Origin of the sequence: Streptomyces sp. NK08204, from assembly GCF_020400585.1 — a bacterium.
Taxonomy (GTDB): domain Bacteria; phylum Actinomycetota; class Actinomycetes; order Streptomycetales; family Streptomycetaceae; genus Streptomyces.
Genome location: NZ_JAINVF010000012.1, coordinates 139,912 through 162,247, shown reverse-complemented (window position 1 = coordinate 162,247; position 22,336 = coordinate 139,912). Strand labels below are relative to the sequence as shown.

The window sequence follows — 22,336 nt, the reverse complement described above, 5'->3', positions numbered from 1 at the left end:
AGAAGAGGGAAGCGCTTTACCGGAATGAACGGCTCTTTAATCAGCTTTGATGCGGGCAGGCACTTCACACGACAAATCACCCTTCGGTTTGCCCGGATCGGGCACGACTTTTACTTTCTACGCCTAGGTGTTTTGCCGCCCGGTTGCCCTGCGGGAAGCCAATTGGTCTCGCCTGTCCACGGCCGCGGCGTCCTCCTGTCCCCTCGCAGGCGACATCTCCGCAGCGTGACGAAGGTTCCCCCATAGGTCATCATCTGCTGGCCCGGCCACGCCTGCAGCGCGCCGGCTCCAAGGGGGAACGAGGGGGAAGGGGAACGCGCCCGATGACGCGCAACTGGCGCCGCACGCCCAGCAGCAGGGCCGGCGCGGCGCTGCTCGCAGCCGCGCTCGCCACTACCGGAATCGTCTACGCCGGGTTCCGGATGGACGGCGACGCCTCGCACGGCGAAAACGGGAACCACAACCGGCCCGCGAAGACCGCCAGCGAGGCCGCCGCCCTGGCCCAAGCAGCGCGGACCGGCAGGAACGTCGAGGTCACCGCTGCCCGTACCGCGCATTCCACCACCTGGGCCCGCCCCGACGGCCTCATGATGAAACGGCTGTACTCCTCCCCGATCCGCGCCAAGGTCGGCGGTGAGTGGAAGAGGATCAACCCGACACTGCACCGCACCAAGGCCGGGTGGGAACCGGCGGCCACCAACACCCGCGTGGTCTTCTCGCCCGGCTCTCACGGAGGCGGCAGTGCCCGGCACGCCTCCCGTTCGACCGTGAGCCGTATCTCCCTGCTGAAGGGGGCCACCACAGCCGACACCGGGACTCCGCTGGTCACCCTGCACGTCGGCGACCATGACGTCCAGCTCACCTGGCCCGACACCGTGCCCACGCCCATTATCGACGGCAACCGCGCGCTGTACCCGGACATCTTCCCGGGCGGCGACCTCGTCCTGACCGCCGACGACGACGGCTTCTCCCAGCTCATCGTGCTGAAGAACCGTCAGGCGGCGTCCGACCCCCACGTCCAGCAGCTCGCGTACGGCCTGCACTCCGCCGACCTCACCTTCCGTCTGAGTCCGTCCTCCGGCATCGTCAGTGCCGAGGACGTCAACGGCGACGAGGTCGCGGTTTCGCCCACCCCGCTGATGTGGGACAGCAGCGGGCTGCCGGCCGTCAGCGACAGCACCGTGGGCGAGACGGCCCAGCCGACCGAGCCCGAGACCCCGGATCCCTCCGACTCCACCGATCCCGCGGCGGGCGACAGCACGAGCCCCAGCCCCACCGAGGAAGCTCCCGTCGAGTCCGACGAGCAGAGCGACACCAACGTCGAAGCCCTGCCCTCGGCCACGGACGGTCCCGAGCCGACCGTGTCGGAGTCCCCGCTGCCGTCGGCCCCGGCCGAGCCGACACCGGGCCCCTCGCAGACCGGCTCGGCGGCGACGCTGAGCCTGCCCTCCCTCGACGGTCCCTCGCCCGACTCGCTCGGCGCCCTGGTCGATGCCGACCTGTCCGCGGGGAAGTGGCTGCTCACCCCCGACCAGGACTTCCTGGCCGACCCGGCGACCACGTATCCGGTGTTCATCGACCCCTCGGTCAAGAAGCACACGCAGAACTGGACCACCGCCTACAACCGCTTCCCCAACGCCACCTTCTACAACGGCAAGGGCTTCAACAAGGGCGGCACCCACGAGGCCCGCGTCGGCTTCGAGTCCGACACCTGGGGCACCTCCCGGTCGTTCTTCAACATCTCCTTCGACAAGGACCTGAAGGGCACCAAGATCACCAGTGCCAAGCTGCGCATGCTGGAGACGTACTCCTGGTCCTGCAGCGCACGCTCGATGAGCGTGCACCTCACTGGAGAGATCGACTCACACACCAACTGGAAGAACGCCCCGAAGCTGCACGACGGCAACAAGCTGGCCAGCAAGAGTTTCGCCCATGGCTGGAAGTCGAGTCGCTGCCACGACGCGTACGAGGCGTTCGACGTGAGGAAGGGCGCCCAGCAGACCGCCGACAAGGGCGAGGACACGATCACCTTCGGCGTGCGCGCCCGCGACGAGCACTCCCAGTACGCGTGGAAGAAGTTCCAGGCCGACGGCGACAACGCCCCTGTGCTGGAGCTGGTCTACAACCGCAGGCCCAGCATCGTCTCCGGCTCGCTCGACCTCGGGCCGGACGCCAAGTGCACCACCACCACGCCGTACGTGCGCATGGGCCCGAGCAACCTGACCTTCACGGCCAAGGCCACCGACAAGGACAAGAACCTCGACTTCCTCAACTTCGACCTGTGGCCCATGGGCAAGTGGGACACCACCGGTGACCTCCTCGGATCCGCCGGCAAGAAGTACGTGGGCGACGACAAGGGCACGGCCCTGGAGACCGCGAGTGCCGACACCGGCGACCTGAAGCTGACCAACGGCACCACCTACTCGTGGCGCGTGGAGGCCCGGGACGACGCCGGCAGTTCGTCCGGCTACGCTCCGGCCAAGACGTCCTGCCGGTTCGTCTTCGACAGCACGGCGCCCAGACCGCCCGTGGTCACCTCCACCGACTTCCCGGACGCCGACCGCGACGACAACGGCTTCGGCAACGACGAGGAGGACGCCAACTGGAGCACCAAGAAGTTCGGCACCCCCGGTTCCTTCACCTTCCGCGCCCTCAACACCGACGTCGTCCGCTACGAGTACGGGTTCAACTCCCCCTACTACCCCTACTCCCTGAGCCGTGCCGCCGGGACCGACACCTCCGTCACCGCCACGATCACCAACGCCAAGCCGCCGACCGCCGGACCCAACGTGCTGTACGTCCGCACCGTGGACAGCGCCGGCAACCCCTCGCAGCCGACGAAGTACTTCTTCTACGTCAGCCCGCGGGACCAGGCCGACAAGGCCGGCGACTTCACCGGTGACGGCATGCCCGACCTCATGGCCGTCACCGAGGGCGGCAACCTCGCCCTGTACCCGTCCCAGGCCGACAAGGACGACCCGAACAAGCCGACGGGTGACCTGGACTACTCCATGTCCGGTGCCTACCGCGCCAACCCCGACAAGGACCCGGCCGGCGACAACCTGCCGCCCTTCGTCGCGGCGCCCCCCGGGCACTTCAAGGGTGCCTTGATCACCCACAACGGCGACATCTACGGCGGCGACGGCCTCCAGGACCTCGTAGTACGCGTCGGCGGCAGGCTCTGGGTCTACCCCGGCGACGGCTATGGCGCCGTGAACATCGACAAGCGCCGGGAGATCCTCCTGCCCGAGGGATCACCCGACCCTGCCGACTTCACCCAGATCATCAGTGCCGGGGACGCCACGGGAGACGGTCGTACCGACTTCTTCGCCACCGTCAGGAACGGCACGGACGACGAGCTGTGGGTCTTCACCGGCTACCACGGCGCGACCATCGACCGGGCGATCCGGCTCTCCGCCACCGCCTGGAAGGACCGCGACCTCGTCACCGCGCTTGACGTCAGCGGCGACGGCGTCACCGACTTCGTCTACCGCAGCAACGTCTCGGGCCGCCTCATGCTCCGCAAGGGCATCGCTGACAGCAACGGCGGGGTCGACCTCAACTCCCTCGCCGCCGGTGCCAACTCCTCGGGCGGTGCCGACCTCGAGTACGCCGCGTCCGGCTGGCTCAGCAGCAGCGTCCCGCTGCTGATCGGCACGCCCAGCACCGACGGGGACAGCATCCCGGACATCTGGGCCGTCCGCTCCGACGGTTCCGTCCGGTTCTACTCGGGGGGCAGGAGCACCCTCACCGGTTCCGGCACCGAGATCATCTCGGCCAAGGACTACTGGCTCACCCGCATCGCCATCGGGTGAGCCGGACCGGCCGGTCCGAGGGTCCTGTTTCCGGTGCTCCGGAAGCAGGGCCCTCGGGCGTTTCGGGCCGGCTTGCCGTCCCTGCCGCTCTAATCTGATGACATGTCAGACAAGGAGTCGTACGAGCTGCTCGGGTTCGACAACGTACTGCTGCCCGTCGGGGACCTCGGGCAGGCCGTCGGGTTCTACGAGCGGGCCGGGTTCACGGTCGGGTTCCGGTTCGACGAAGCCGGGATCGCGCTGCTGAAGGTCGGCGCGGAGACGCCCGGGATCCTGCTGCGGGCGGAGGAGGAGCTGGGGCACCGGCCGCCGCCGTGGCCCTCGCCGCGGGTCTGGCTGGAGGTGCCGGACGCGCGGGCGGCGGCGCGGGAGCTGGCCGCCGCCGGGATCACGGCGCTGGACGAGGCATTCCCCGTGGCCACCGGGTGGACCGTGGAGATCGCCGACCCGTGGGGGAACGTCCTGGGCTTCACCGACTACACCAAGCGGCCGGAGCTGGGGCGCAGGGGATGAAGCTCCCCTTCTCGGTCTCCTGCTCCGGCGGGGTCCGGTGCACTCGTTAGGCTCTCCTGTCGTGCCCGCGAAGAACGACGGCCCCGAGGCGGCCGGCCCCCACAGCAGCAAGTCCGAGCAGACCCGCGCGCTGATCCTGGAGACAGCGATGCGGTTGTTCCAGGAGCGCGGCTACGACAAGACGACCATGCGGGCCATCGCCACGGAGGCCGGGGTCTCGGTCGGCAACGCGTACTACTACTTCGAGGGCAAGGAACACCTCATCCAGGGCTTCTACGACCGGATCGCCGCCGAGCACCAGGTGGCGGTGCGGGCGGTTCTGGAGCAGGAGACCGACCTGGAGGCGCGGCTCGCGGGCGTGCTGACCGCATGGCTGGACATCGCCCGGCCGTACCACGAGTTCGCCGTCCAGTTCTTCAAGAACGCCGCCGACCCGGACAGTCCCCTCAGCCCCTTCTCCCCGGAGAGCGAGCACGCGCGCGAGCAGGCCATCAGCGTGCACCGGGAGGTCCTGGCCGGGTCCAGGTCGAAGGTGGCGCCCGAACTGCGGGACGTGCTGCCGGAACTGATGTGGCTGTCCCAGATGGGGCTGGTGCTGTACTGGATCTTCGACCGCACGGAGGGGCGCGAGCGCAGCTACCGGCTGGCCCGGCGCGGGGCCCGGCTCACCGCGCGGGGAGTCGCCCTGGCCCGGTTCCGGGTGCTGCGGCCGCTCGTGCTGGAGATCCACGAGCTGTTCACGGACTTCCTGCCGGGGATGACGAAGGCGCTGCCGGATCCGGGGAAGAGGGGGCGGGAGGGCGAGTGATCACTTTCGGGTGAACGCGCCGAACGGCACACGTGGTTCAGGGGGCTGCCTACGATGACGCCCTCGACACCAGCCCACGGGAGGCACGTGATGTCCGCGGCATCCGTCGAGCGGCTCCATGGACACCGACCGCTGATCTCGGAAGCCAACCGGCTCATGGAGCGCAACCCGGCAACCGCGTCGAGGTCCGCGGAGGCCGGATCGTCGTGTCCCCGCCGCCGGACGGCTCGCACGCCGTAACCCTGACGAGGCTCATGCGCGCCTTCATCGCCGCAGGTCTGGCCGACGGTGACAGCGAAGTGGTGCAGGGAGTCGGCCTCTGGTTGCCGACCGGCACCGAGGACTATGCGATTCCGGACCTTTCACTCGTCGACGCCGGCTTCCGGGACCACCACATCGAGGACAGCTGTTACGACACCAGCTGTTTCCGGTCTGGTCCTCGAGGTCACGTCCAGTAACCGGAAGACCGATGTGCGTGACAAGGTCAGGGCCTACGCCGGCGCGAAGATCCTGGTCCATGTGATCGTCGACCGCAGGCACCAGCGGCTCCACGTGCTGACGGATCCCACGGGGGACGGGTACGAGCACCACCGTCCCTGGTCCCCCGGGGGAGACCGTCGTTCTGCCCGCCGCCATCGGGACCGGTGTCGCCTTGGACGTGACACCGGTCCTGGCAGCGGGCAGGCCCGCGGTCGAGTGATCAGATCGGTCGAGCGATCAGATCCAGTTCAGGCGCCACAGCCGGAACACACCCGTGCCGTCGTCGAGGTACTGGCCGCCGCCCACGTCCTCCGTGCTGACCACGTACTCCTTGCGCTGCCACAGCGGAATCAGCGGGACGTCGCTGGCGACGGTCGCCTGGATCTCGCGGAAGTCGTTCCCGGCGCGGCTGCGGTCGGCGAACTGCTGGCTGTTGAGGATGAGGTTGTCGACCGCCTTGTTGCTGTAGCCCGTGTTCATGGTCGAGCCGGTGCCCACGAGGGGGGAGCCGAAGGTGTCCGGGTCCGGGTAGTCCGCCACCCAGCCGACCGCCCAGGCATCCATCTTCCCGGTGACCCAGCGCTTCTGGAATTCGGTCCACTCGTATCCCTGGACGTCCACCTTGAACAGGCCGCCCGCCTCGAGCTGCTCCTTCAGCGCCGCGGCCTCCTCCGCACCCGCGCCCCGGCCCTTGCCGTAGCCGAAGGTGAAGCGCACAGGGAGCGTGACGCCGGCCTGGGTGAGCAGTTCGCGGGCCTTGGCGACGTTCTGCGTCGGGTACGTGTCGAAGAACGACGTGGTGTGGCCGGGAATGCCGGTCGGGATCAGCGAGTACAGCGGGTCGACCGTGCCCTGGTACACCGTGGCGGCGAGCTTCTCGCGGTTGACCAGCCAGGCCATCGCGCGGCGCACGCGCACGTCGTGCAGCGGCGAGCCGGCCCGGGTGTTCAGGTACAGGTTGTGGGTCTCGGAGCTGTCGGACTCGGTGACACGCTTCTTCGGGTCACTCGGGTTCAGCCCGGACAGCACGTCCGGCGGCAGCGTCCGGCTGGCGACGTCGATCTGCTTGGCCCGCCAGGCGGCGTCGAGCTTCTCGGAGTCGCCGTAGTAGCGCAGCTCCACGGGGCGGCCGGTGTCGCTGAGGTCGCCCTGGTAGCTCGTGTTCGGCGTGAGGACGGCCTTGCTGTCCTTCACGTACGACGTCAGCTGGTACGGCCCGCTGCCGTCGGCACCGGAATCGGTGCGCAGGCTGGTGGCCGGGTACCGGTCCTTGTCGACGATCGAACCGGCGCCGGTCGCCACCTTCTGCGGGAACGTGGCGTCCGGGGACGACAGGTGGAAGGTGACCGTCGTCTCGTTGTCTGCGCTCACCGAGCCGAGCGTGGAGAACAGGGACGACGGGCCGACGTCCGAGTCGATCTTCTTGACCCGGTCGAAGGAGTACTTCACGTCCTCGGCGGTCATCGTGCGCCCGCTGGGGAAGGTGATCCCCTCACGCAGCGTGCACCGGTACGTCTTCAGGCCCGAGCCCTGGAACGAGCAGCTCTTCGCCGCGTCCGGGACCGGCTCGACCCCGCCCGGCTCGAAGGTCAGCAGCGACTGGAAGACGTTGCTGAACAGCGCCCAGGAACCGGCGTCGTAGGCCCCGGCCGGGTCCAGTGACGTCACCGCGTCCGTTGTTCCGACCCTGATGGTCTTGTCTTTGTTGTCCTGCGACGGCAGCAACTGCCAGCCGCCGATGCCCACGACCGCGAGCGCGATCAGCGTCACGAGAATGCGCATGCGAACCGATCGCATGGTGGTGCCCCTCCCAGGCCCTACGGCCCTACCCCTGGCCAGCACAATTACGCCACTCCCCTAAGTGGCGCCGCTCACCTAATCACAGGTCTTTGACCTGGGGGAAGGGCTTTCTGACCAGACAGGGCAAGAACTTACCCAGAGTGTTGTTACCCCCCGGTTTTAGTTGCCTCCACGGACACAGAAAGCGATTTCCCGCCACCCGTGCGTAACGGCCGGTGCTATGGCGTGCGGCGCAGTGCGCGCAGTCCGCGCAACCCGATGACCCCGATGACCGTCCCCATTACGAAGGAAACGATCGCCAGTAGTAGATGCACCCAGAAGTAGGCGGTCGGGTGGCCGTCGTCGAAGGCGAGCCCGCTGCTGTCCTTGGCGAGATTCTTAACGAAAGTGACCCAGATGACCCAACTCCACACTCCGAAGACGAGCAGGAACCAGGAGACCGGGCGGCTGAGCTTCATAGGGTCAGTATCGCTGGCCGGTGCCCGGCTCCATGGCGGGGGTGAGGAGGGGCGCGGGACGTCGGTGTTCGCTCCAGGTACGTTCTCGATCGTGTCCGCACCGAAAAAGACCGCAAGGCGATCCCTGCTGGTCACCTCCGCCACGCTGCTGTCCCTGCTCTCCCTGTCCGTCACCGCGCCCGCCGCGCTCGCGGCCCCGCATCCCTCGGCCAGCCCGACGGCAGCGCCCCCGGCCCATATGTCGACATTGGGCGGGGTGCGGCTCGGGCAGCCCGGCACGCAGGTGGATTCCGCCCCCGGTGTGCCCACGCTGCCGAAGGACCTCACCGCCCGCGCCTGGATCGTCTCCGACGCGGAGTCCGGAGAGGTGCTGGCCGCGCACAACGCGCACTGGCGGCTGCCCCCGGCGAGCACGCTGAAGATGCTGTTCGCGGACACCGTGCTGCCCCGCTTCCCGAAGTCGGCCACGCACAAGGTGGCGGCGTCCGACCTCGCGGGCATGGGCGTCGGCAGCAGCGTCGTGGGGATAAAGGAGGGCCGCACCTACAGCGTGCGCGATCTGTGGCTCGGCGTCTTCCTGCGCTCGGGCAACGACGCCGTGCACGTGCTGGCCGCGATGAACGGCGGTGTCCCGCAGACCGTCAAGGACATGCAGGACCACGCCGACGAACTCCAGGCGCTGGACACCCATGTGATCAGCCCCGACGGCTACGACGCGCCGGGACAGGTGTCGTCGGCGTACGACCTGACGCTGTTCGCCCGTTCCGGGCTGCAGAAGAAGGACTTCCGCGACTACTGCTCCACCGTCCGCGCGACATTCGGTTCGGCCGAGATCCAGAACACCAACCGGTTGCTGAGCGGCGACACCGACGTGCCGGTCTACCAGGGCATCGCGGGCGTGAAGAACGGCAACACCACCAACGCGGGTGCCACGTTCACCGGTGTCGCCGAGCGGAACGGCAGGGTGCTGCTGGTCACCGTGATGAACCCGGAGAAGCACGAGCACAACGAGGTCTACAAGGAGGCCGCGAAGCTGCTCGACTGGGGCTTCCAGGCATCCGGCAAGGTACGGGCGGTGGGCGAACTGGTGCCGCCCAGGGGCGCCGTGCAGGCCGGCGGGCAGCAGAGCGCCGGTGCCTCGGCCGGCGAGGCGGGTTCCGCGACCGGCGGGTCCGGCTCCAAGCGGGTGGCGAGCGCCGCCGGGGGTCGCTCCGGCGGGGCGGGGATCGCACTGGGCATCGCGGGCGGGGTGGTGGTGCTGCTCGCCGGCGCGGCGTTCCTGGTCAACCGCCGTTGGCCGCTGCCGGACCTGATGCGCCGTCGGCCGCGCCCCTGACGCCCCCGGACGCGGGCGCGGGCTCGGGCTCGGGCTCGGGCTCGGGCTCGGGCTCGGGCTCGGGCTCGGGCTCGGGCTCGGGCTCGGGCTCGGGCTCGGCCGCAGGCTCCGCGACCTCTTCCGTCCCCTCTTGCGTCCCTGCTGCCTCCTCCTCGGCCTCCTCGCTCTCCGTCGCCGTCCAGGCGGCGCAGAACAGGACCACCCTCGAGGTGAAGTTGATCCACAGCAGCAGGGCCACGGGGACGCCGAACGCGCCGTACATGCTCCTCGCGGCGACTCCCTGGATGTAGCCGCTGAGCAGCAGCTTCAGCGCTTCGAAGCCGACCGCGCCGAGCAGCGCCGCGACCAGCAGCCGACGGCGCGGCGGCTCCACCCCCGGCAGCAGCGTCAGCACGTAGAGCAGGACCAGGAAGTCGGCGAGCACGGAGACGGCGATCGCGGCGACTTGCAGCAGGACGCTGCCGAAGCCGTGGTCGGCCAGGCCGAGGTGGTGGGAGAGCTGCCCCACGGCCGCGTTGGCGACGGTGGAGACGGCGAACGTCACCAGCAGGGCGCCACCGAGACCGAGCAGGATGCCCGCGTCCTTGACCTTGGCGAGGACGGGGTTGTGCTCACGGTCCGGCAGCTCCCACACCGCGCGCAGGCAGTCCCGCATCTGGCCGACCCAGCCGATGCCGGTGAGCACCAGGAAGGCGCCCGCGATCAGGCCGACGGTGCCCGCGTTGTGGACCAGGCCGCTGATGTCCAGCTGCTGGGAGATGCCCGGGAACTGGTCGCTGATCCTGTGCTCGACGGACTTCTGGCGGGCCGGGCTCAGCGTGGCGGCGGCGACCGCGACGGCCAGGGTGAGCAGCGGGAACAGCGACAGGAAGCTGACGAAGGTCATGGCACCGGCCAGGCGGGACCACTTCACCCGGTCCAGACGCTCATAGCAGTGCCACGCGTGCGTGGCCATCAGCCGGGTGACGGCCGGCCCGATGACAGGCAGTCTCTTCAGCCAGTCCATGATCCGTTCCTGCCCTCGTCGCACCGCCCGTGTCTCGGCCCCTTCCGGCCGGCGTCGGCTCGTGTCGGGTACCCAGAATCCCAGGCCGGACAGGACTGACCCGATCGCGGCGACAGGGCCGGGGTCGGCGGCGGCTGGTGATGTGGGCGCTGCGGCACCCGCCGGGCGCGCTGTCGCGCAGGCTGCCGGTCCGAGGCCGGCCGGAGAGCGGAAACCCTAGCGGCTGGCGATCGTGTCGCGCTCGGCGCCCGCGTGGCCGGCCTGCGTGGGCACCACGGCTCCCCTGAACGTGTAATCCCGCAGCTTGCGCCACACCTCGTCGGCGCCCTGCTCGTACAGCGCGAACCCGGTGCACGGCCACTGGGCGTCGTAGTCGGCCAGCTCCGCGAAGGCACGGTCCATCGCCGCCTCCTCGATGCCGTGGGCGACGGTGACGTGCGGGTGGTACGGGAACTGCAGCTCACGCGCCACGGGCCCGGAGGCGTCGCGCACCCGCTGCTGCAGCCGGGCGCACTCCTCGGCGCCCTGCACGACCCGGACGTAGACGACCGGCGACAGGGGCCGGAAGGTGCCGGTGCCGGACAGGCACATCGGGAAGGGGCGGCTGCCGGCGGCCACCTCGGCGAGGTGGGCCTCGATGGCGGGCAGCTCCGCCTCGTCCACCTCGGTCGGCGGCAGCAGGGTGACATGCGTGGGAATGCAGTGAGCCGCGGCGTCGCCGAAGCCCGCGCGCCGCTCCTGGAGCAGGCTGCCGTGAGGCTCCGGGACCGCGATCGACACGCCGATCGTTACGGTCCCCACGTCGTCTCCTGTCGTCCGGTCGGTCCGGTCGGTCGGGTCTTCCCCGTCTGTCTTCCCGGGCAGGGTGCCTGCCCGGAGCAGCTTTCGGCTATCGACTGTACGGCCACTGCGGCCGTGTTGTACGTCTCCGGACGTGTGCTCTACGGCTCAGTGCTCCGTGCCGTACGGCTCAGTGCTTCGCCCGCAGGAAGCCGACCCGGTCGTAGGCCTGCGCGAGGGTCTCCGCGGCGACGGCGCGCGCCTTCTCCGCGCCCTTGGCCAGGATCGAGTCGAGCGTCTCGGCGTCGTCCAGGTAGTGCTGGGTGCGCTCCCGGAACGGCGTCACGAAGTCGACCATGACCTCGGCGAGGTCCGTCTTGAGCGCGCCGTACATCTTGCCCTCGTAGTCCGCTTCCAGCTCGGCGACCGACTTGCCGGTGAGCGTGGAGTAGATGGTGAGGAGGTTCGACACGCCCGGCTTGTTCTCGGCGTCGTAGCGGATCACCGTGTCGGTGTCCGTGACCGCGCTCTTGACCTTCTTCGCCGTCGTCTTCGGCTCGTCGAGGAGGTTGATGAGGCCCTTCGGCGTGGACGCCGACTTGCTCATCTTGATCGACGGGTCCTGGAGGTCGTAGATCTTCGCCGTCTCCTTGAGGATGTACGGCTTCGGGATCGTGAAGGTCTCGCCGAAGCGGCCGTTGAAGCGCTCGGCGAGGTCGCGGGTCAGCTCGATGTGCTGGCGCTGGTCCTCGCCGACCGGCACCTCGTGGGCCTGGTACAGCAGGATGTCGGCGACCTGGAGGATCGGGTAGGTGAACAGGCCGACGCTCGCCCGGTCGGCGCCCTGCTTGGCGGACTTGTCCTTGAACTGGGTCATGCGGCTGGCCTCGCCGAAGCCGGTGAGGCAGTTCATGACCCAGGCGAGCTGGGCGTGTTCGGGGACGTGGCTCTGGACGAAGAGCGTGCAGCGCTCCGGGTCGAGGCCGGCCGCGAGGAGCTGGGCGGCGGCGAGCCGGGTGTTGGCGCGCAGGGCCGCCGGGTCCTGCGGGACCGTGATCGCGTGCAGGTCGACGACCATGTAGAACGCGTCGTGGGACTCCTGCAGGGCCACCCACTGGCGGACGGCGCCGAGGTAGTTGCCGAGGTGGAACGAGCCGGCGGTGGGCTGGATACCGGAGAGCACGCGGGGTCGATCAGAGGCCATGTCCACCATTCTCGCAGGTGTCGGTGGCCTCCTTGACGGGAGCGCCCCCCGGAAAACGGAAAGCGCTCCCGCTCACGGCCTTGCTGCCGGCCGGGCTGTCGGCCGGGCCTCAGCCGAGGTCGACCTGCGGGTACAGCGGGAACGCGGCCACCAGATCCGTGGCCCTCTGGGAGATCTCCCGCGACACCTTCTCGTCCAGGACGTGCGCCGCCTTCGACGGGGCGCCCGACTTGGTGGTGCCCGGCTCGGTGGTGGTGAGGACCCGGTCCATCAGGGCCGCCACCTCGTCCATCTCCGCGGTGCCGAGGCCGCGCGTGGTCAGCGCCGGGGTGCCGACGCGGATGCCGGAGGTGTACCAGGCGCCGTTCGGGTCGGCCGGGATGGCGTTGCGGTTGGTGACGATGCCCGAGTCGAGCAGGGCTGCCTCCGCCTGGCGGCCGGTGAGGCCGTAGGAGGTGGCCACGTCGATCAGGTTCAGGTGGTTGTCCGTGCCGCCCGTCACCAGGGTGGCGCCGCGGCGCATCAGGCCCTCGGCGAGCGCGCGGGAGTTGTCGACGATGCGCTGGGCGTAGTCCTGGAAGGCGGGCTGCCGGGCCTCGGCCAGGGCGACGGCCTTGGCGGCCATGACGTGCGGGAGCGGGCCGCCGAGGACCATCGGGCAGCCGCGGTCGACCTGGTCCTTGAGGGAGTCGTCGCACAGCACCATGCCGCCGCGCGGGCCGCGCAGGGACTTGTGCGTGGTGGTGGTGACGATCTGGGCGTGCGGGACCGGGTCGAAGTCACCGGTCAGGACCTTGCCCGCGACGAGGCCCGCGAAGTGGGCCATGTCGACCATCAGCGTCGCCCCGACCTCGTCGGCGATCTCCCGCATGATCCGGAAGTTCACCAGACGGGGGTACGCCGAGTAGCCCGCGACGATGATCAGCGGCTTGAACTCGCGGGCCTGGGCGCGCAGGGCCTCGTAGTCGATCAGGCCGGTGGCCGGGTCGGTGCCGTAGGAGCGCTGGTCGAACATCTTGCCGGAGATGTTCGGGCGGAAGCCGTGGGTGAGGTGGCCGCCCGCGTCCAGGGACATGCCGAGCATGCGCTGGTTGCCGAAGGCCTGGCGCAGTTCCGCCCAGTCGGCCTCGGAGAGGTCGTTGACCTGGCGGGCACCGGCCTTCTCCAGGTAGGGGACCTCCACCCGGTCGGCGAGGACGGCCCAGAAGGCGACGAGGTTGGCGTCGATGCCGGAGTGCGGCTGGACGTAGGCGTGGCGGGCACCGAAGAGTGCCTTGGCGTGCTCTGCGGCCAGGGACTCGACCGTGTCGACGTTGCGGCAGCCGGCGTAGAAGCGGCGGCCGATGGTGCCCTCGGCGTACTTGTCGCTGAACCAGTTGCCCATCGCGAGCAGGGTGGCCGGGGAGGCGTAGTTCTCGGAGGCGATCAGCTTCAGCATCTCGCGCTGGTCGGCCACCTCCTGGCCGATCGCGTCGGCCACCCGGGGCTCCACCGCGCGGATGACGTCGAGGGCCGCGCGGAAGGCGGTGGACTCGGTGGAGAGGGGCTGCTGCTCTGGCATGGGGACCTCCGGACGGTGTGCGTACAGCGTTCGCGTTCGGCCCAGGCGCACGGCACTGTTTTCTGCCGGGCCGCTCCCCGATGGTCCGTCCCATCCCAGCGCGCCAGTCACGGCCCGCCGATCAGCCTACCGGGCACCGCCCGCTGCCACGCGGCGGTGACCGCATGTTGAACGCGGCCCCCGGCGGCCTCGCGGGGGAGGATGGGGCAGGCAGGGGGGCGCCAGTCGTAACCGGGAGAGGCCGTGACCACTGCACAAGACCTCATCGCCGCCGCCGACGCGCACTGCGCGCCGACCTACCATCCGCTGCCGGTCGTCGTGGCCACGGCCGAGGGCGCGTGGCTGAGGGACGTGGCGGGGCGCCGGTACCTGGATCTGCTGGCCGGTTACTCCGCGCTGAACTTCGGGCACTGCCACCCGCGGCTGGTCGACGCGGCCAAGCGGCAGCTGGAGCGGGTCACGCTGACCTCCCGCGCGTTCCACCACGACCGGTTCGCGGCGTTCTGCACGGAGCTGGCGGAGCTGTGCGGGATGGAGATGGTGCTGCCGGTGAACTCCGGTGCGGAGGCGGTGGAGAGTGCGGTGAAGACGGCCCGCAAGTGGGGGTACCGGGTGAAGGGGGTGCCCGGGGAGATGGCGAAGATCGTGGTCGCGGGCGGCAACTTCCACGGGCGTACGACGACGGTCATCAGCTTCTCGACCGACCCGGAGGCACGCGCGGACTTCGGTCCGTACACGCCCGGATTCCAGATCGTGCCGTACGGAGATCTGACCGCGATGAGGGCCGCGCTCACCGAGAACACCGTCGCGGTGCTGCTGGAGCCGATCCAGGGCGAGTCCGGGGTGATCGTGCCGCCGGAGGGCTATCTGCCCGGGGTCCGGGAGCTTACCCGTGAACGGAACGTGCTGTTCGTCGCCGACGAGATCCAGTCGGGGCTCGGCCGGACCGGGCGGACCTTCGCGTGCGAGCACGAGGGGGTCGTACCGGACCTGTACGTGCTGGGCAAGGCGCTGGGCGGCGGGATCCTGCCGGTGTCGGCGGTGGTCGGCGGCGCGGATGTGCTCGGGGTGTTCCGGCCCGGTGAGCACGGGTCGACTTTCGGCGGCAATCCGCTGGCCTGTGCGGTGGCGCTGGAGGTGATCGCGATGCTGCGCTCGGGCGAGTTCCAGGAGCGGGCCGCGCTCCTCGGGGAGCGTCTGCACCGCCAGCTGGCGGGGCTGCTCGGCACCGGCACGGTGACGGCGGTGCGCGGGCGCGGCCTGTGGGCGGGGGTGGACATCGCCCCGAGGATCGGCACCGGACGGCAGGTCTCCGAGCGGCTGATGGACCGGGGCGTGCTCGTGAAGGACACCCACGGCTCCACCATCCGCATCGCACCGCCGCTGATGATCAGCGAGGACGACCTGGACTGGGCGCTGGAACAGCTGCGTGGGGTGCTGGGCGTCTAGGGATCGCGCCGGGCCGGGCGGCTAGAGGATCACGTGGGGCAGGAAGCGGGCGTACTCGTCGGTGACCAGGCCCGAGGACTCGCGGATGCCGAGGCCCGCCGGCTCGTCCTGGACGACCCAGGCACCGAGCACGACGTGGTTGCCGTCGAAGGCGGGCAGCGGGGCCAGCTGCTGGTAGCAGCAGCGCTCTTCGCGTACGACGGGGTCGGCGCCCGGCGCGTGCACGGTGACGCCCGCGCCCTCGCGGCCGAGCAGGGGCTTGGCGACGTAGCCTGCGGTGACCGCCAGTTCGCGGGGGCCGTCGAGGTAGGCGGGCAGCAGGTTGGGGTGGCCCGGGTACAGCTCCCACAGGATCGCCAGCAGGGCCTTGTTGCTCAGGAGCATCTTCCAGGCGGGTTCGATCCACAGGGTGCTGCCGGTGCCGCCGCCGTTGTCGAGGGTGTCGAGGACGTACCCGCCGAAGGCGTCGGTGGTGAGCCACTCCCACGGGTAGAGCTTGAAGACGGCCCGGATGAACCGGAGTCGGTTGTCCACGAAGCGGCCCGAGAGGGTGTCCCAGCCGATCTCCTCCATGGAGAGCCAGTCGGTGTCGAGGCCGGCCTGTTCGGCGGTCTCCTTCAGATAGGCGACCGTCATCAGGTCCTCGCCGAGTTCGTCGGCCGCGGAGTGCGCGAAGTGCAGGGGGCTGCCGGGCGGGAGCAGTGCGGCCTGCCCCCGCCAGGCGTCGACGAGGCGTTCGTGCAGGGAGTTCCACTGGTCGGCGCCGGGGAAACGCTCCTCCATCCAGAACCACTGGGGGGAGGCGGCCTCCACCAGCGAGGTGGGTGTGTCGGCGTTGTACTCCAGCAGTTTCGCCGGGCCGGTGCCGTCGTAGCGCAGGTCGAAACGGCCGTAGACGGAGAGAAGTTCGGCGCGGCGCCGCCAGGCCTCGGTGACGGCCGCGGCGAGGCGCGGGTCGGTGATGCCGAGGTCGGCGAGGCGGTCCTCGGCGACGATGTGCTCGGCCGCGGCGAGGCACATGCGGTGGAGTTCCGCGACGGTCTCCTCCAGCGCCTCGACCTCGTCCAGGGAGAACACGTAGTAGGCGCTCTCGTCCCAGTACGGGCGCAGGACGCCGTCGGGGTACCGGGTGAGCGGGTAGACGAGGCCCTGCTCCTCGACGGTCTGCTGCCAGCCGGGGCGCGGTGTAGTGGTACGCCGTTGCACGGGCGGGCTCCTCAGCCGCCGGAGCTGTGGTGGCCGCCGCCGAAGCCGCCGCGGTGGACGCCGCTGTGGTGGCTGTGCCGGTCGTCGTGGGAGCCGCTGGAGCCCCCGTCGGGCTTGGTGAAGGAGCCGCCGTCGACCCAGCCGTGCTTCGCCTTGCCGCCGTAGTACCAGGCGGCGTCGACGGAGACCTTGAGGGACTTGTTGATCTGGGGGGACCCCGAGGACTTCGAGGACTTCGAGGACTTGCCGAACTTCAGGGACCGGCCGGACTTGCAGTACTTGTCGGCGATGATCCTGTAGCCCTTGGCGAGCCGGTAACTGTCCTGGTCGACGCAGCGCTTGTCCGGCTCGGAGGAGCAGGCGGTGAGGGCGGTGGCGAGGAGGCCCATGCCGCCCAGGACGACCGTGGTGGAGCGGAGTTGCCTGCGGGCGTTCGCCATGTGTGTCTCCCCCGTCGGTGTGCGGTGTTCGACGGCCAGCCTAGGGGCCGGCGGGAGAGCCCCCCGAGGGGCCCTGCGGTCGCGGCCTCCCCTAGAGTCGCTTTGTGCTGTTTGGAATGGTGTGCGCCCTCGGCGCGGCGGTCTGCTTCGGTACGGCAACGGTGTTGCAGGCGATGGCCGCGCGGGCGGCGGCCACGGACGAGGCCGGGGGCGGGGATGCCGCGTTGCTCCTGCGGGCGCTGCGGCAGTGGCGCTACATCGCGGGGCTGGCGCTGGACGGGCTCGGCTTCCTGTTCCAGATCGCGGCGCTGCGGTCCGTGCCGATCTATGCGGTGGGCGCGGCCCTGGCGGCGAGCCTCGCGGTGACCGCGGTGGTGGCGGCGCGGCTGCTGCGGGTGCGGCTGAGCCGGCCGGAGTGGGCCGCGGTGGCGGTGGTGTGCGCGGGGCTGGCGATGCTGGGGCTGGCCTCGGGGGCGGAGGGCGACCGGCAGGGGCCCCGCTGGCTGGCGTACGCGATGGTCGCGGCGGCGGTGGGCGTGCTGCTGCTCGGCGGGGTCGGCGGGCGGCTGTCCGGGCGGACGCGCGCACTGCTGCTCGGGCTCGGCGCGGGCCTCGGCTTCGGGGTGGTGGAGGTGTCGGTACGCCTCATCGGCTCCCTGCGCCCGGCCGAGCTGTTCGCCGGCCCGGCCACCTACGCCCTGCTGCTCGGCGGGGGCGCCGCGTTCCTGCTGCTGACCTCGGCCCTGCAACGCGGGTCGGTGACGACCGCGACGGCCGGCATGGTGATCGGCGAGACGGTCGGTCCGGCGGCGGTGGGCGTCATCTGGCTCGGCGACCACACCCGCGCGGGCCTGTCGTGGCTGGCGGCCCTGGGCTTCACCGTGGCGGTGGCGGGGGCACTGGCCCTGGCCCGGTTCGGCGAGGCCCCGACGACGGAGTCCGAGACCTGTGTTTCCCCCGAGGAACACGCCGCCTGAAGGAAGACCCTTCGAAAAGAAGCCCCTTCGATCCGTGACGCGATGGCGGCCCCTTACGGCAGTACGCGGCACAAGGCCTCCAAGGCCCCGCCCCACGCACTGTCCGACGGCGTGCCGTACCCCACCACCAGCGCGTCCACCGGCTCGGCGACGGCCTCCGGGTGGCGGTGGAAGGCCAGCCCGTGCAGGGCCAGCCCCTGCCACGCCGCGGCCTGCACCACCGACCGCTCGGTGCCGGGCGGCAGCCGCAGCACCGCGTGCAGTCCGGCCGCTATCCCGGTGACCCGTACCCGGGGCGCACGGTCGGCGACCGCGGCGGCGAGCGCGTCGCGGCGGCGCCGGTACCGCAGCCGCGCCGAGCGCACGTGCCGGTCGTACGCGCCGGAGGTGATGAACTCCGCAAGCGTGAGCTGGTCCAGCACGCCGACGGAGTGCAGGGTGCCCTTGGCCGACGCCACCTCGTCGACCAGGGCCGGCGGCAGCACCATCCAGCCCAGCCGCAGGCCCGGCGCGAGGGACTTGCTCGCGGTGCCGAGGTAGGCGACGCGGTCGGGGTCGAGGCCCTGCAACGCGCCGACGGGCTGCCGGTCGTAGCGGAACTCGCCGTCGTAGTCGTCCTCCAGTATCAGGGCGCCGGTGCGCCGGCACCGGTCCACGAGGGCGGCCCGCCGGTCGGGGTGCAGGGGCGTGCCCATCGGGAACTGATGGGCGGGCGTCAGCAGCACCGCCCCGGCATCACCCGGCTCCGTGGTGTCGGTGCCGAGTTCGTCGTACGGCAGCGGCGGCGTCGCCAGCCCCGCCGCGTGCAGCAGGCCCCGGTGGACGTCGAGCCCGTACGACTCCACCGCCACCGTCCGGACCCCGCGTGCCCGCAGCACCGTGCCGAGGACGCGCAACGCGTGCGAGAAGCCGGCGGTGATCACGATCGTCTCGGGGTCGGTGCGGACCCCGCGTGCGCGGGCGAGGTAGCCGGCGAGGGCCGCGCGCAGTTCCGGCCGACCGCGCGGGTCGCCGTAGCCGAGGGCGTCGTACGGGGCGGCGGCCAGGGCGCGGCGCGCTGCCTTGAGCCACTCGGCGCGCGGGAAGGAGGCGAGGTCGGGGGTGCCGGGGACCAGGCTGTGGGCCGGGCGGGTGGCTTCGGGGCGCCGCGGTGCCCTGCCGGTGCCCTGCTGCGCGGCCACGGCGCGGTCGGAGACCCGGGTTCCGGAGCCCTGCCGGGCGGTGAGCCAGCCCTCGGCGACCAGGTCGGCGTAGGCGTCGGCGACGGTGTTGCGGGCGATGCCGAGGTCGGCGGCGAGGGAGCGGGAGGAGGGCAGCCGGGTGCCGGGGGCGAGGCGGCCGGTGCGTACGGCGTCCCGCAGGGCGTCGGTCAGGCCCCGGCGCAGCCCGCCGGTACCGGCCGGTTCCAGGTGGAGGTCGACGCCCAGAGTGGCCCGAGATCCTGACATGGAAATGGACCATACTCCTGGGCTGCCTGGCCCCTAGGGTCGACGGTATGAGCACAGCACACGACACCGTCGAGTACGCGGCCGAGCATGCTCCGCGGCTGCACTTCGCCAAGCTCGCCCCCGAGGTGTACAAGGCGATGATCCAGCTGGACGCCGCCGCCAAGCAGGGCCTGGACCCCAAGCTGTACGAGCTGGTGAAGATCCGCGCCTCGCAGCTCAACCACTGCGCCTACTGCCTGGACATGCACACCAGGGACGCGCTCGCGGCCGGGGAGAGCGTCGAGCGGATCGTGCAGCTCAGCGCGTGGGAGGAGTCGCGGCACTTCTACACGGAGAAGGAGCTGGCGGCGATCGAGCTGACCGAGGCGGTCACCGTACTGACGGACGGCTTCGTGCCCGACGAGGTCTACGACAGGGCCGCCGGGCACTTCGAGGAGGCCGAGCTGTCCCAGCTGATCGCCGCGATCACGGTGATCAACGCGTGGAACCGCATCGGCGTCACCACCCGGATGGTCCCGGGTCGCTACCGGCCGGGGCAGTACAAGTGAGCCGTACCCAGTTGCTGGACCGGGAGGTCGCGCGGTCGATGTCCGCGCTGAGCGCGGCGGCGAAGAAGGGGCTCGGTGACGCGGTCCTCGCCGAACTGGTCATGATCCGCGCCTCCCAGATCAACCACTGTGCCTTCTGTCTCGACATGCACCTCCAGATCGCCCGCAGGAACGGGGAGTCGGAGGACCGCATCCAGCTCCTCAACGCCTGGGAGGAGACCGAGGACCTCTACAGCGAGCGGGAGCGGGCCGCGCTGGCCCTGACCGAGGCGGTCACCGTCCTGACCGACGGCTTCGTGCCGGACGCGGTGTACGAGCGGGCCGCCGAGCACTTCACCGAGGGCGAACTCGCTCACCTCATCGCCCTGATCACCGTCATCAACGGCTGGAACCGCCTGATGGTCAGCCGCCGAGTCCTGCCCGGGGGTTACCAGCCATGAGCAAGGTGGACGTATTCCGCGCACTGCACCTGGGGCGCGCCCCGGGCGATCCGCTGGTGCTGCCCGGTCCGTGGGACGCGGCCAGCGCCCGGGTGTTCGCCGAGGCCGGGTTCCCGGCGCTGGCCACGCCCAGCGCGGGTGTGGCGGCGAGCCTCGGGTACGCGGACGGGGCGACCCCGGCGGACGAGATGTTCGCGGCGGTGGCCAGGATCACGCGGGCCGTGGACGTGCCGGTGTCGGCGGACGTCGAGGGCGGGTACGGGCTGGCGCCGGGGGAGCTGGTGGAGCGGCTGCTGGAGGCGGGCGCGGTCGGCTGCAACCTGGAGGACTCGGCCGGCGGTGCCCTCAAGGACCCGCACGAGCACGCCGAGTTCCTCGCCGAGGTCCGCTCGGCCGCCGCGGACCGGTTGTTCCTCAACGCGCGGGTGGACACCTTCGTCCATGGGGACGGCGATGTCGAACGGGCCATCGAACGGGCCGGGTTGTACGTGGCGGCGGGCGCCGACTGCGTGTATCCGATCCTCGCCCCGGCGGACGCGCTGCCGCTGCTGCGGGCCGGGATCCAGGGCCCGCTCAACATGGTCGCCCGCCTGGACGGCGAGGGCCTCTCGCCCGCCGGACTCGGCGCGCTCGGGGCCACCCGCATCACGTTCGGGCCGGGCCTTCAGTACCGGGCCATGGCCGGTCTGCGGGAGATCGCCGACGGCCTGGTGAAGTGATGACGCTCAGGACAGCCACCGCTCGTGCGTGACGGAGGACGGCGAGCCGTCCGCCGACCGTCACGGGCGGAAGCCGGGCACCGCGCTCCGGAAGGCGCGGGTGCCCGGCGGTCCGGTCGGCGCTAGTCCGTGTCCATCGGCGTGTCACAGCTCGCACCGGCTGGGCAGAACCGGCTCAACGCGGTGTCGAGCAGCTCCAGTTCGTCGTCGCCGCCGTCGCGGTCAGGGCCGTAGGCGGCGATGGCGTAGATGTTGCCGTCCCCGGCGACGAAGCGCTCGTCGTAGACGTGCCAGGTGCCGACGTCGGGTTCGCCCTTGATGGTGTCGGCGGTGTACTCCAGGCGGGAGCCCACGAAGTCGCCCTGGTCGAGGTTTTCCAGGGAAAGCTTCTGGAAGCCGTCCGGCTTGGGGGTGTCGTCGGACAGGTACTGCTCGAACGAGGCGTCCGGGGACGACTCGGACACCCGGTAGACCTGGAGTCGGTGTTCCCCGTCCTGGCTGCGGTAGTTGACGACCACGACGCCGTACGAAGACGTGCTCGAGGAGCGTGACCAGCCCTCCGGGTGCGCTATTCGGAAGCCCTCCGCGTCGTCGTACGACTCGTAGCCCGCCGGGAGCCGGGGCGCCGAGGCGGACGGCGAGGCCGTGTCGTCGCCGGGTGACGGGGAATCGGTGACGTCGTCGCCCGGCGTGGGGGAGGCGGAGACGGCGGACGCGGACGCGCTCGGCGAATCGCCTGCCCGCTGGGGCGACTTGTCGTCTCCGTTCCGCACGACGAAGGTCAGTACGAGGCTCGCGGCGACACCGACCGCGGCGGCCCCGACGACGACGGACCAGACCGTACGGCGACTGAACCCACGGGCGGGCGCGGACGCCCGGCCGGGGTCCGCCGGCCCGGCACCTCCCGGCCCGGGCCACTCGGGCGTGGACCAGCCGCCGCTGCCGCCGTAGGGGGCGTCGGGGCTGTACCGGTTGCCGGAAGGACTCGCGCCGACGGCCGTGTCCGCGTCCGCGTTCGGTCCGCGCCACCAGTCGACCGGCTGCGGCGCGCCAGACGGCGGCGGGTCCGCCGCCCCGGCCGGTGCCGTCTCAGGCGCCGAAGGCACGGAGGGCGGGGACGGCACGGAGGGCGGGGACGGCACGGAGGGCGGGGGCGGCACAGCCGCGTCCTCCCCCGAGGTGCCCCCCGCCGACGCCCCCGCCCGCGGTCCGGCCGGCGGCCACACCGGCGGCCGGTCCGGCATGGCCGGCGGTGGCGGCGTGGCCGGTGCCGCGGGCTGCGTGCCGTCGCCGTCCTCCCAGCGCTGGGTCTCCTCGTTCCAGAACCGTGCTCCCCCGCTCATCGTCT

At 71.1% G+C, this 22,336-nt stretch carries 20 protein-coding genes, 1 pseudogene and 1 riboswitch; of the genes and pseudogenes, 11 read left to right on the top strand and 10 right to left on the bottom strand.

Annotated elements, in window-relative coordinates; translation table 11 throughout:
* Positions 1-323: 323 nt before the first annotated feature.
* From K7G59_RS20220 to K7G59_RS35375, 5 genes and pseudogenes are all read left to right on the top strand, one after another.
* Positions 324-3,815, top strand: a complete 3,492-nt coding sequence (locus tag K7G59_RS20220) for a DNRLRE domain-containing protein (protein ID WP_225836172.1) — start codon at positions 324-326, stop codon at positions 3,813-3,815.
* A 102-nt stretch (positions 3,816-3,917) separates the two neighbouring features.
* The gene (locus tag K7G59_RS20215) at positions 3,918-4,328 is read left to right on the top strand and encodes a VOC family protein (RefSeq protein WP_225836171.1); all 411 of its coding nucleotides are present in this window, start codon (positions 3,918-3,920) and stop codon (positions 4,326-4,328) included.
* Positions 4,329-4,389: 61 nt separating this feature from the next.
* Positions 4,390-5,136, top strand: coding sequence for a TetR/AcrR family transcriptional regulator (locus tag K7G59_RS20210; protein ID WP_225836170.1), 747 nt, complete (start codon positions 4,390-4,392; stop codon positions 5,134-5,136).
* Positions 5,137-5,168: 32 nt separating this feature from the next.
* Positions 5,169-5,594 (top strand): Uma2 family endonuclease, encoded by a 426-nt coding sequence (locus K7G59_RS35380; protein ID WP_374114253.1) that lies wholly within the window; start codon positions 5,169-5,171, stop codon positions 5,592-5,594.
* A gap of 13 nt (positions 5,595-5,607) precedes the next feature.
* A pseudogene (locus K7G59_RS35375) lies at positions 5,608-5,673 on the top strand (Uma2 family endonuclease); the annotation flags it as partial.
* A gap of 180 nt (positions 5,674-5,853) precedes the next feature.
* Here the strand turns inward: K7G59_RS35375 and K7G59_RS20200 are convergent.
* Together K7G59_RS20200 and K7G59_RS20195 are read right to left on the bottom strand one after the other, a co-directional pair.
* Positions 5,854-7,413, bottom strand: coding sequence for an ABC transporter substrate-binding protein (locus K7G59_RS20200; protein WP_225836169.1), 1,560 nt, complete (start codon positions 7,411-7,413; stop codon positions 5,854-5,856).
* A gap of 221 nt (positions 7,414-7,634) precedes the next feature.
* Positions 7,635-7,874 carry an SCO4848 family membrane protein gene (locus tag K7G59_RS20195; protein ID WP_225836168.1) on the bottom strand — a complete coding sequence of 80 codons (240 nt, stop codon included), beginning with the start codon at positions 7,872-7,874 and terminating at the stop codon, positions 7,635-7,637.
* 91 nt (positions 7,875-7,965) lie between these two features.
* Between K7G59_RS20195 and K7G59_RS20190 the strand changes: the two genes are divergently transcribed.
* Positions 7,966-9,210, top strand: a complete 1,245-nt coding sequence (locus tag K7G59_RS20190) for a D-alanyl-D-alanine carboxypeptidase (protein ID WP_308295064.1) — start codon at positions 7,966-7,968, stop codon at positions 9,208-9,210.
* Here the strand turns inward: K7G59_RS20190 and K7G59_RS20185 are convergent.
* The 4 genes from K7G59_RS20185 to K7G59_RS20170 form a co-directional block, all read right to left on the bottom strand.
* Entirely contained in the window at positions 9,158-10,216 is a 1,059-nt protein-coding gene (locus tag K7G59_RS20185; protein ID WP_225836163.1) for a YihY/virulence factor BrkB family protein, read from the bottom strand. The genes K7G59_RS20190 and K7G59_RS20185 overlap by 53 nt on opposite strands.
* 216 nt (positions 10,217-10,432) lie before the next feature.
* Positions 10,433-11,017: a 2'-5' RNA ligase family protein gene (locus tag K7G59_RS20180; protein WP_225836161.1), complete on the bottom strand. Its 585-nt coding sequence runs from the start codon at positions 11,015-11,017 to the stop codon at positions 10,433-10,435.
* A 169-nt stretch (positions 11,018-11,186) separates the two neighbouring features.
* On the bottom strand, positions 11,187-12,200 hold the full coding sequence (trpS, locus tag K7G59_RS20175; protein WP_225836150.1) for a tryptophan--tRNA ligase: 1,014 nt from the start codon (positions 12,198-12,200) through the stop codon (positions 11,187-11,189).
* Between the two features lie 109 nt (positions 12,201-12,309).
* Positions 12,310-13,761 (bottom strand): glycine hydroxymethyltransferase, encoded by a 1,452-nt coding sequence (locus K7G59_RS20170; protein WP_225836148.1) that lies wholly within the window; start codon positions 13,759-13,761, stop codon positions 12,310-12,312.
* Positions 13,762-13,793: 32 nt separating this feature from the next.
* Positions 13,794-13,882, bottom strand: a riboswitch (ZMP/ZTP riboswitch).
* 122 nt (positions 13,883-14,004) lie between these two features.
* On the opposite strand from K7G59_RS20170, the gene rocD reads away from it, so the two are divergent.
* On the top strand, positions 14,005-15,210 hold the full coding sequence (gene rocD / locus K7G59_RS20165; RefSeq protein WP_225836146.1) for an ornithine--oxo-acid transaminase: 1,206 nt from the start codon (positions 14,005-14,007) through the stop codon (positions 15,208-15,210).
* Positions 15,211-15,231: 21 nt separating this feature from the next.
* Here the strand turns inward: rocD and K7G59_RS20160 are convergent, their stop codons facing one another.
* Positions 15,232-16,416, bottom strand: coding sequence for a glutathionylspermidine synthase family protein (locus tag K7G59_RS20160; protein ID WP_225836141.1), 1,185 nt, complete (start codon positions 16,414-16,416; stop codon positions 15,232-15,234).
* Between the two features lie 11 nt (positions 16,417-16,427).
* Positions 16,428-16,856 (bottom strand): hypothetical protein, encoded by a 429-nt coding sequence (locus K7G59_RS20155; RefSeq protein WP_225836139.1) that lies wholly within the window; start codon positions 16,854-16,856, stop codon positions 16,428-16,430.
* A 116-nt stretch (positions 16,857-16,972) separates the two neighbouring features.
* Here K7G59_RS20155 and K7G59_RS20150 point away from each other — a divergent pair, with 116 nt between their 5' ends.
* On the top strand, positions 16,973-17,833 hold the full coding sequence (locus tag K7G59_RS20150; protein ID WP_225836244.1) for a DMT family transporter: 861 nt from the start codon (positions 16,973-16,975) through the stop codon (positions 17,831-17,833).
* Positions 17,834-17,886: 53 nt separating this feature from the next.
* On the opposite strand, the gene K7G59_RS20145 is transcribed toward K7G59_RS20150, so the two are convergent.
* Positions 17,887-19,281: a PLP-dependent aminotransferase family protein gene (locus K7G59_RS20145; RefSeq protein ID WP_225836137.1), complete on the bottom strand. Its 1,395-nt coding sequence runs from the start codon at positions 19,279-19,281 to the stop codon at positions 17,887-17,889.
* A 47-nt stretch (positions 19,282-19,328) separates the two neighbouring features.
* Between K7G59_RS20145 and K7G59_RS20140 the strand changes: the two genes are divergently transcribed.
* The 3 genes from K7G59_RS20140 to K7G59_RS20130 are packed head-to-tail and all read left to right on the top strand — an operon-like array spanning position 19,329 to position 20,988.
* Complete coding sequence (locus K7G59_RS20140; protein WP_225836135.1) at positions 19,329-19,829, top strand: carboxymuconolactone decarboxylase family protein; 501 nt, start codon at positions 19,329-19,331, stop codon at positions 19,827-19,829.
* Positions 19,826-20,269 (top strand): carboxymuconolactone decarboxylase family protein, encoded by a 444-nt coding sequence (locus K7G59_RS20135; protein ID WP_308295063.1) that lies wholly within the window; start codon positions 19,826-19,828, stop codon positions 20,267-20,269. The genes K7G59_RS20140 and K7G59_RS20135 overlap by 4 nt, the downstream gene beginning before the upstream one ends.
* Complete coding sequence (locus K7G59_RS20130; RefSeq protein ID WP_225836133.1) at positions 20,266-20,988, top strand: isocitrate lyase/phosphoenolpyruvate mutase family protein; 723 nt, start codon at positions 20,266-20,268, stop codon at positions 20,986-20,988. The genes K7G59_RS20135 and K7G59_RS20130 overlap by 4 nt, the downstream gene beginning before the upstream one ends.
* 122 nt (positions 20,989-21,110) lie before the next feature.
* Here the strand turns inward: K7G59_RS20130 and K7G59_RS34740 are convergent, their stop codons facing one another.
* Complete coding sequence (locus K7G59_RS34740) at positions 21,111-22,331, bottom strand: hypothetical protein (RefSeq protein WP_263976524.1); 1,221 nt, start codon at positions 22,329-22,331, stop codon at positions 21,111-21,113.
* Positions 22,332-22,336: the final 5 nt, after the last annotated feature.